Origin of the sequence: Microbacterium sp., assembly GCF_049661145.1 — a bacterium.
Lineage (GTDB): Bacteria > Actinomycetota > Actinomycetes > Actinomycetales > Microbacteriaceae > Microbacterium.
This window is the reverse complement of record NZ_JBASZT010000010.1, coordinates 1-7,355: the sequence shown is the minus strand read 5'-3', so window position 1 is coordinate 7,355 and position 7,355 is coordinate 1. Positions and strand designations below refer to the sequence as shown.

Genomic DNA, 7,355 nt, shown 5'->3' with positions numbered 1-7,355 from the left:
GGCCTCGGTGCGCACAGCCGGCAGCGATCCGGCCCAGCTCGTGATGACGGCGACGGCTGCCGATGTGACGACCGTCGTGATCGGCGGCCGCGTGCGTGCGCAGGGCGGGCGGCACCTCGGCATCCCGCCCGAGGACATCGCCGCCGTCTACAGCAGCAGGTGAGCGACCGACCGGCGGGCGCAGCTGAAGCAAGTACGATCGGACGATCATGGGTCCGAGGAAGAAGCCGCCAGCGCCTCCCGCCGTTCGTAGGCGCCCTTCCTCTGATGACGCCAATGCGATCGTCTTCTTCCGCAGGCATGCCGATGACGACCCGGCACAGTCGATCCCCGGGCGAAAGCAGCTTGAGAGCTTTCCACCAAAGGCGCGAGCGACGATGCGAGCCGTGCTTGCGGCCGTCGCTGCGGCCCCTCCCAAACGCTTCTCTGGAGGGGGCTACTGGGAAGCGATGCACGGCGCGATGACCGGCTGGTTCGAGGTTCGCGTCGACGGGCCGCCGAACCGCACGCACTACCGACTGTTCTGCCTCCTCGACTACGACGCCGAGGGCACGGATATGCCCCTTCTGGTGATCGTTGACGGGCGCAGCAAGAAGTTCCGCACCACGCTCTCCGATGAGGACTATGCGGATGTGAGAGCGCTTGGCAAGGAGTACCGTTCGCGAAACCCGCGCTCGATCGCGTGAGTGTCAGGCCGCGGCGCTGGCTCGCATGGGCACCGTGATGTGAAGCTTCTCCGCCTCGGTCATCGGCTCCAGCACAAGCTTCATGCCCAAAGCCGCCGCCACTTCGGCGATCGTACCCACTGTCGGATTCACCGCCGATGCGGAGAACAGCCGGCGAACAACCGACGGATCAGTTCCGATAGCGCGGGCCAAAGCGGCTTTCGATACGCCCTCGCTGCCGCGGAGCGCGTCAAGATCGTTGATCAGTGAGTCGATCGTTGCGATACGGACGGACTCAGCGGCGTACTCACGCGCGAACTCGGGGTCCTGCAGGTCGTGCTGCAGGTCGGCCCAGAATTGCGATTCCATGACACCTCCTCGGCGGAGGATAAGCGTAACATAGATGCCACGCCCTTGTGGTGCCCCGCTTTGGGCTACTTGAGAGCTTGGACGGCCGATCGGTGATCTGGTGCGCGTGAAGGCCACAGCCCCCACCCAGCGCAAAGCCAACCTCTCCCGCCGTTTTCCTGAGAATCTGGGCGACGCGGAGATGGAAGCCGTCAAGCACCGTGCGCGCCGAGCTCAGCGAACCGGTGCTCCCACGCACGCCTGATGCGCGGAGGCAGGCGCAACTCGTCCCATACCGCGGCGAGCGTTCGAGCGTTCAGGTGCACCGAAACCTCGTCAACGGTCTTCGCCTCGCGCAGCACCACCTCGTACAGGGACCTAACGCGCCGAGGGATGCCGAGGTCGTAGCTGCTCGTCGCCGACCAATCGAGATACACAGGGAGCGTCACCGTTCCCTCATCCGGCCCTCGCAAATCGCTCAAGCTGGTCGGCACGGGAACAGGCGGCAGTGCCGCTTCGCGCTGCCGCTCAAGGTCGATCAGGCTGACCACCATGGTCCAAATGTAGCCGGAAGGCGCCTCGAACTGAACGAAGCGTCAGGGCGTCGCGCGGACGCCGTAGAGCCGCGCGGACGCGCGGCGCGCGGTCTCTCGCACCTCGAGCGCGAGTTGCGGGTACCGTTCCTCGGGCACCTGACGGTCGGAGAACGTCACGGCGACGGCCGCGACAGGCAGCGCCCGGTGATCGAGCACAGCCACCGACACCGAGGAGATCCCGGCCGTCACCGACCCGTGCTCGACGGCGAAACCGCGGGCCGTCGTCTCATCGAGCACGGCGCGCAGTGCCGAGTAGCGGTCGATGGCGCGTTCGCGGCCGTCCTCGCCGGCACCACCGACGGCCTCCGTCGGGTCATCCGTGCCGGCATCCGGCGCGCCGGCATCCGTCCGTAGCTGGTCCGCCCGCGCATCTGCCCTCACAAAGGCGTTGCGGTCCGGATACAGCGCCCGCACCTGGCCTTTCGGCAGCGCCGCGAGGATCGCCCGACCGCTCGCGGTGATGTGCATCGGCAGCCGGACATCGACATCCGTGATGAGCGCCGGCGCGCCCTTCGCCCGCTCCTCGACGACGTACAGCACGTCGCGACCGTGCGGCACCGCGAAGTGACCCGAGAGGCCGACCCGGTCGACGAGTGCCGCCATGAGCGGACGTCCGATACGCGCGAGCGGCTCCTGCCGCAGGTATGCCGAGCTGAGCTCGAACGCCGCAACCCCGAGCCCGTACCGCCGTTCCTCGTCGAGATGCAGCACGAATCCGTGCTCCTGCAGCGTCGCGAGCAGGTGATAGACGGTCGAGCGCGGCAAGTCGAGCCGCGTCGCGATCACCCCGGCGGGCAGCGGCCCGCGAGCTGCCGCGAGCAGCCGCAGAATACGCAGGGTCTGATCGGCCGCGGGTACTTTCGGCTGAATCATGGGTTCAGCCTAGAGTCGCCCGTCGAGCCGTCCCGCGCGCTGCGAGCGCGCTCCCTGGCTACGTCCGCACCCGCTTCGTGTGCACGACGGAAGCCTCGTGCTGCTTGACGTCGGCCGGCCCGATCTCCCCCGCGACGAGCCGCGCCCAGTCGGCGACGACGGCGAAGCCCGCGTCATCGCTGTGCACGCTTCCGCCGGCCGGGCGCGGGTTGATCTCGAGGATCTTCCACGCGCCGGCGGCGTCACGACGATACTGCAGGCTCACGATCCCGTGCAGGCGGAGCGTTCGGGCCAGTCGGCGGGCGTGCGGGACCACCTCGTGGTCCGATTCGATGCGCTGGTGATCGGAGTCGAGCTTGGTGCGCGCCGCGTGCGAGAGCGGCTTGCCCCACCACATCAGAACGTCGACGCTGACCTCGGGGCCTGGAAGGTAGTCCATCAACACCATCCGCCGCGGCCGCCGACCCTGCTCCTGGAATGTGAGAGCGGTGAGATACGCCTCGGGATGGATGACGCGCTCATCGGGATGGTTCAGCACGGAGAACCGGGACGAATCGCTGAGCCGCCAGTATCCCTCGCCGTTCACGCCGAAGACGGGCTTGATGCACACCTCGTGCCCCTCGCGACGACGGCGTTCGTACGCAGCGCGAATCGCGTCGACGCCCACCGCCTCGAGTGAGAACGGACGGTACGCATCCTTGCCGAGCCACTCGTTGAAGGCCGTCTTGTCATCGACGAGGCGGATCGTCTTCGGATCGGCCGCGGCATGAACGTCGGCCTCGATGGCACTCAGGTCGTACCTGGCGCTGTCCTGCACCCAGACGGCGTCGATCGCGTGCGCGCGGATGGTGCTGTTGATCCGCCCGATCGCGTCGGCCGTGCCAGCACTCGGAAAGTCCAGCGCCTCGGTACCTTCGACCGGCTGCCGCGTCGAACTGACGATCTCCAACTGCGACGTGGCCCGCAGCATCCGGGGGGCGATCTCGCGGCGGCTGAAGCCGTGCTCCATCCAGACGCGGACCGGTTCCGCTGCGGGCGCGCGAGAAGTCGGCGAGGAAACGGGCATGAGGTATTCTCCCACCTACCGCCCGCGATCGGAGGCCTCATGACGACGTCACCCACATCGACGCCGTCTGCACCGGCTACGGTCAGTGACCGCGAGTTCCGCCTCGCTCTGTACGACGTCGCCGCCCGGGACGGCGGGTTTCACGCGACGTCGGAATGGACGCCGCAGCCGTTCGCCGCGGACGAGTACAGTCGCTTCAAGTATGGCGACGAGGCCCAGGCCGCCCGCTACGGGGCGACGCTCGCGAGGGCGCTGAGCGAGCACTTCGCCGCACGGCGCGGAACCGGCGGAGACAACTACGGCGAAGGCATCACGATCGTCGGCACGCCGTACAAGTCGCTGCCCAACGCCGCGAAGCTGCTGGCGGATGCCGCCGAGCGTGAGCTGCGTGTACGCCAACCCGACGCCCGAGTGTCGGGTACCCGGATCTATCAGCATCGGCTCGCGGCGGGTGACTACGGACGCCTCCCGCAGGCCGAGCGTGAGGCACGCAATCGGCAGAAGAGGTACTTCCTCGACGCGGCCGACTTCGCCGGGAGGCACGTCGTGCTGATCGATGACGTCCGCGTCACCGGGTCGATCGAGCGGTCGGTGTTGACGCTGCTGGACGGCGTTCCGTGGGCGAGCCTGACGGTGGCCAGCCTCCTTCGCATCGACCCCGAGACCGCGCGGCAGAACCCGCAGGTCGAAGACGCGCTGAACCACGCCCGCATCGCCGCGCTCTCCGATCTGCTGCCGTTGATGAGCGCGGACCGATTCGTGTTGATCACCCGGACGGTCAAGCGGATTCTGGAGGCCGACCTTCCCGCGCTGCAGGCGTTTCTCGCCGCGCTGGGGCCAGCCCGTCGCGCCGAGCTCTATCGCGCCGCGGTCGACGACGGTTACTCCGTGATGGAGGGGTACGCAGCGTCGTTCGGGCTGCTCGAGTCGTTCTACCCGTACTGAACGCCGTGGCATGTCAGGCCGGCAGCAACTCCCGCAGCGAATGGATCGCTTCGTGGGAGGGCGCACCCTGCGGCGCGTAGAGCACCGATGACAGACCCGCCTCGCGGGCACGATAGTCGGCGTTGGCGTTGTCCCCGACGTGCAGTACCTCGCCCGGCAGTGCTCCGAACCGACCCGCCAGGCGATGGAAGATCTCCGGGTTGGGCTTGGCGATGCCCTCCTCGCTGCTGAACAGATGGACATCGCACAGCTGCCAGATGCCGAGCTTCTCGAGCACGGGGCGCATCACCTGTTCGTTGTCGAGACCAGTGTTGCTGAGCAGTCCCAGGCGATATCCCGCATCGCGAAGCCGCGCCAGGGTGTCCACCGCATCGGGCTCGGTGAGGGTCGGCATGTAGGCGTCGACCAGCCGCAGCGCACCGAGTCGCGCCTGGATCGCGGCGACGGCCTGCGGTCCCGGCACCGTATCGTCGATGCCCAGCATCCCGAACATGAACTCGACGCGAACGGCGAGCGGATAGTCGAGGCCGGTGCTCTCCGAGAGGTCGTCGAAGTGCCGATCCGATGCCAGGTAGGCTTCTCGCAGTGACTCGACATCCCGGCCCGGCCAGCCGAGCAACTCGAAGAGGAGCGCGAGTCGGGGGCGCGTGAACTCTGGGTTGCCCACGAGCAGCGTTCGCCAGATGTCGAAGCTCAGGCACGTGACCCGAGCGGGCACGATGAAGTCGCGGGAGCCCGCGTCAACGGCTGTCAGCATGATGCAGCACTCCCTCACGCCGATCGACCTCGTCGGCCAGCAGAGCCAGCCGCTCCGCGCGCTTCTCGTGGTACGCGACCCCGCTTCCGATCGCGGCGTCGAACATTTCGCGCAGCAGGTCGGTCGGCGCCCCCTCCGCGATCGTCTCGAACTCGGCATCCGACTCGTAGTCGAGCACATGACGCAGCACGCGCGTATTCAGCGCGAAGCGCCCGGTGGCGATGTCGCGCAGCACGTCGTGCGCCCGATGACCGACGCTCTCGTTGAGCTCGCTCTCGAACGCGGGGTGCGATGCGCCGAGCCCTGGCGACAGCCGCGCCGCGTGCAGGTACCAGACCCCTCGGGGAGCGAGGCTCTCCAGGTATCGACCCGTCGCCAGTTCCGCCGACCCGGTGACCCGGAGGTCGTCGACGACGAGTACGTGCGCGTCACGGATCAACGCCTCATCGATCCGGAACCGCTGGCGGGCCAACTCACGGGAACGGTCGGCTGCACTGCCTCGCGCATAGCTGTCGTCGCTCGGCATCGCCTTGAAGAAGGGCACGAGCGTCGGCGGCTCGATCCCTCGGTCGATCACCGCAAGACGGCCGAGAACGCTGACAAGAGTGCGAGCGATGGCATGGGATGCCGTCGGCAGATGCTTGTACGGCGCAGACACGACACAGACGGGATCGCCTCCGACTCGCGCGAACAGATCGTCGCCGATCAAGTCGGCGAGACCCCGACCGTACTCCGCAGCAGGCGGCAGGTAGCCGTACTTGAAGCGCGCATACGCCTCGCGGTCGAAGCGCTCGCCGCTGCGGTCGACCAGCACGCCACCCACGAGGTCGAGGTCGTGCAAGGCGACGTGATGAACGTACACAGGTCCGCGGTCTTTGCTGTGCGCTTGCGGGCCTCAGAGGCCGACGACCGCGGCCGGCTGCTGATCGTCGCCGAACACGCGATACCGCTCGAGCACGGTGTCGGCCCAGCGCCAGTGGGTCGTGTGTTCGTCCATGCGGTCGTTGAGGCCCGTGATCGCCGTCGTCGCGCCCTTCAGACTCAGTGCCGACTCGAGGTCGTCAGATGACACCCGGTACATGTCCTCGATCAGCCGGAGATGACGGGGGTGGATCACCGTCTGCCCGAACAGTCCGTTCATGATGTGCCGCGAGACCTCCGCGCGTAGCAGGTCGTCGTATGCCGGCCCGTAGCATTCGAACACGGGGGCGGTGACGGTGAATCCGCCCACCCCGCGGAACTCGCGGATGATTTCGCCTATCAGACCACCGATCGGCGTGTCATAGATGGTGAAGCGGGCGGTGGGGCGACGGATGCCGAGGTAGCCGAGAAGGTCGTTCCCTCCGATGCGCAGGCACTCGATGTGCGAGCTGTACGCGAGCGTGGCGTGCAACAGCGCGGTGCGATAGCTCCAGTCGAACATCCGGTGCGATTCGAGGATCGGCATGACAGTGAAGTCGGTGCCCTGGAGCAGGTCGATGTAGTGCGACAGCGATTCCGGATCGGCCTTGGGGATCACGAAGCCGCGCAGCTTCTCGACGCCAGGCACGTCGAGGATCTGACGGAGCACGTCGACGTTCCGTGCGCGCACGTAGGTGGTCGTACCGGTATCGCGCTCGGCCCCCGCCAGTACCACCCGGAGGTTGTCGATCGCGAGGGGGATGTCGGTCTCGGCGATCGCATCCTCGGTGCACAGGACGACGCGCCGCACGTCCGCATGCCAGCCGTTGACGAGAGCGAGCTGCTTGCTTACCGGTGTCGTCGCCGGCGTGTACAACGTGGGGCTGAAGACAGAGCTGACGGTCATGGCCTTTCGATTCTGCGGGGACGGCCAGCTGCCACGTCGCCGTGGACGAGGGCCAGGGTGGGGGGATCCTGTCATGACACTCCACGGGGCACCGCGCAGGGGCACGATGCCTCGTGGAGTGTCGGCCGTGCTCAGTCGGCGGCGTCGGCTTTCTCGAATTGTTCTTTCATTTTCTCGAGGTCGATGGCGTCGGTGGTGACTTCTTTCTTGCCGTAGTAGACGTCGCGGTCGAGTTCGTTGTTCGCGTTGGCGACGAGCATCGCGACGAACGTGTCGCCGTTGACGTTGAGGAAGGTGC

Annotated in this window: 9 protein-coding genes; 2 read left to right on the top strand and 7 right to left on the bottom strand. The window is 67.4% G+C overall.

Features of this window, described 5'->3' with window-relative positions:
• Positions 1-386: 386 nt before the first annotated feature.
• Positions 387-686 carry a hypothetical protein gene (locus WBP48_RS00550; RefSeq protein WP_424434501.1) on the top strand — a complete coding sequence of 100 codons (300 nt, stop codon included), beginning with the start codon at positions 387-389 and terminating at the stop codon, positions 684-686.
• A 3-nt stretch (positions 687-689) separates the two neighbouring features.
• On the opposite strand, the gene WBP48_RS00545 is transcribed toward WBP48_RS00550, so the two are convergent.
• The 4 genes from WBP48_RS00545 to WBP48_RS00530 all read right to left on the bottom strand — a co-directional run bounded on the left by WBP48_RS00545 (position 690) and on the right by WBP48_RS00530 (position 3,548).
• Positions 690-1,034, bottom strand: a complete 345-nt coding sequence (locus WBP48_RS00545; RefSeq protein WP_424434498.1) for a helix-turn-helix domain-containing protein — start codon at positions 1,032-1,034, stop codon at positions 690-692.
• A 191-nt stretch (positions 1,035-1,225) separates the two neighbouring features.
• Positions 1,226-1,567, bottom strand: a complete 342-nt coding sequence (locus WBP48_RS00540; RefSeq protein WP_424434495.1) for a hypothetical protein — start codon at positions 1,565-1,567, stop codon at positions 1,226-1,228.
• Positions 1,568-1,609: 42 nt separating this feature from the next.
• Positions 1,610-2,482 carry an IclR family transcriptional regulator gene (locus WBP48_RS00535; RefSeq protein WP_424434492.1) on the bottom strand — a complete coding sequence of 291 codons (873 nt, stop codon included), beginning with the start codon at positions 2,480-2,482 and terminating at the stop codon, positions 1,610-1,612.
• 58 nt (positions 2,483-2,540) lie between these two features.
• A complete protein-coding gene (locus tag WBP48_RS00530; RefSeq protein ID WP_424434489.1) occupies positions 2,541-3,548 on the bottom strand; it encodes an ATP-grasp domain-containing protein in 1,008 nt (335 codons plus the stop codon).
• Positions 3,549-3,587: 39 nt separating this feature from the next.
• Here WBP48_RS00530 and WBP48_RS00525 point away from each other — a divergent pair, with 39 nt between their 5' ends.
• Positions 3,588-4,493, top strand: a complete 906-nt coding sequence (locus tag WBP48_RS00525; RefSeq protein WP_424434486.1) for a phosphoribosyltransferase family protein — start codon at positions 3,588-3,590, stop codon at positions 4,491-4,493.
• 13 nt (positions 4,494-4,506) lie between these two features.
• Here the strand turns inward: WBP48_RS00525 and WBP48_RS00520 are convergent, their stop codons facing one another.
• The 3 genes from WBP48_RS00520 to WBP48_RS00510 are packed head-to-tail and all read right to left on the bottom strand — an operon-like array spanning position 4,507 to position 7,057.
• Positions 4,507-5,250 (bottom strand): HAD family hydrolase, encoded by a 744-nt coding sequence (locus tag WBP48_RS00520; RefSeq protein WP_424434483.1) that lies wholly within the window; start codon positions 5,248-5,250, stop codon positions 4,507-4,509.
• Positions 5,234-6,112, bottom strand: a complete 879-nt coding sequence (locus WBP48_RS00515; protein ID WP_424434480.1) for a phosphoribosyltransferase family protein — start codon at positions 6,110-6,112, stop codon at positions 5,234-5,236. The genes WBP48_RS00520 and WBP48_RS00515 overlap by 17 nt, the downstream gene beginning before the upstream one ends.
• A gap of 33 nt (positions 6,113-6,145) precedes the next feature.
• On the bottom strand, positions 6,146-7,057 hold the full coding sequence (locus tag WBP48_RS00510) for an HpcH/HpaI aldolase/citrate lyase family protein (protein WP_424434477.1): 912 nt from the start codon (positions 7,055-7,057) through the stop codon (positions 6,146-6,148).
• Positions 7,058-7,355: the final 298 nt, after the last annotated feature.

What these genes read in the sequence shown, in the direction of transcription:
- WBP48_RS00545 (WP_424434498.1), bottom strand. Translation starts at nt 1,034, where the DNA reads ATGGAATCGCAATTCTGGGCCGACCTGCAGCACGACCTGCAGGACCCC.
- WBP48_RS00540 (WP_424434495.1), bottom strand. Translation starts at nt 1,567, where the DNA reads ATGGTGGTCAGCCTGATCGACCTTGAGCGGCAGCGCGAAGCGGCACTG.
- WBP48_RS00535 (WP_424434492.1), bottom strand. Translation starts at nt 2,482, where the DNA reads ATGATTCAGCCGAAAGTACCCGCGGCCGATCAGACCCTGCGTATTCTG.
- WBP48_RS00530 (WP_424434489.1), bottom strand. Translation starts at nt 3,548, where the DNA reads ATGCCCGTTTCCTCGCCGACTTCTCGCGCGCCCGCAGCGGAACCGGTC.
- WBP48_RS00525 (WP_424434486.1), top strand. Translation starts at nt 3,588, where the DNA reads ATGACGACGTCACCCACATCGACGCCGTCTGCACCGGCTACGGTCAGT.
- WBP48_RS00520 (WP_424434483.1), bottom strand. Translation starts at nt 5,250, where the DNA reads ATGCTGACAGCCGTTGACGCGGGCTCCCGCGACTTCATCGTGCCCGCT.
- WBP48_RS00510 (WP_424434477.1), bottom strand. Translation starts at nt 7,057, where the DNA reads ATGACCGTCAGCTCTGTCTTCAGCCCCACGTTGTACACGCCGGCGACG.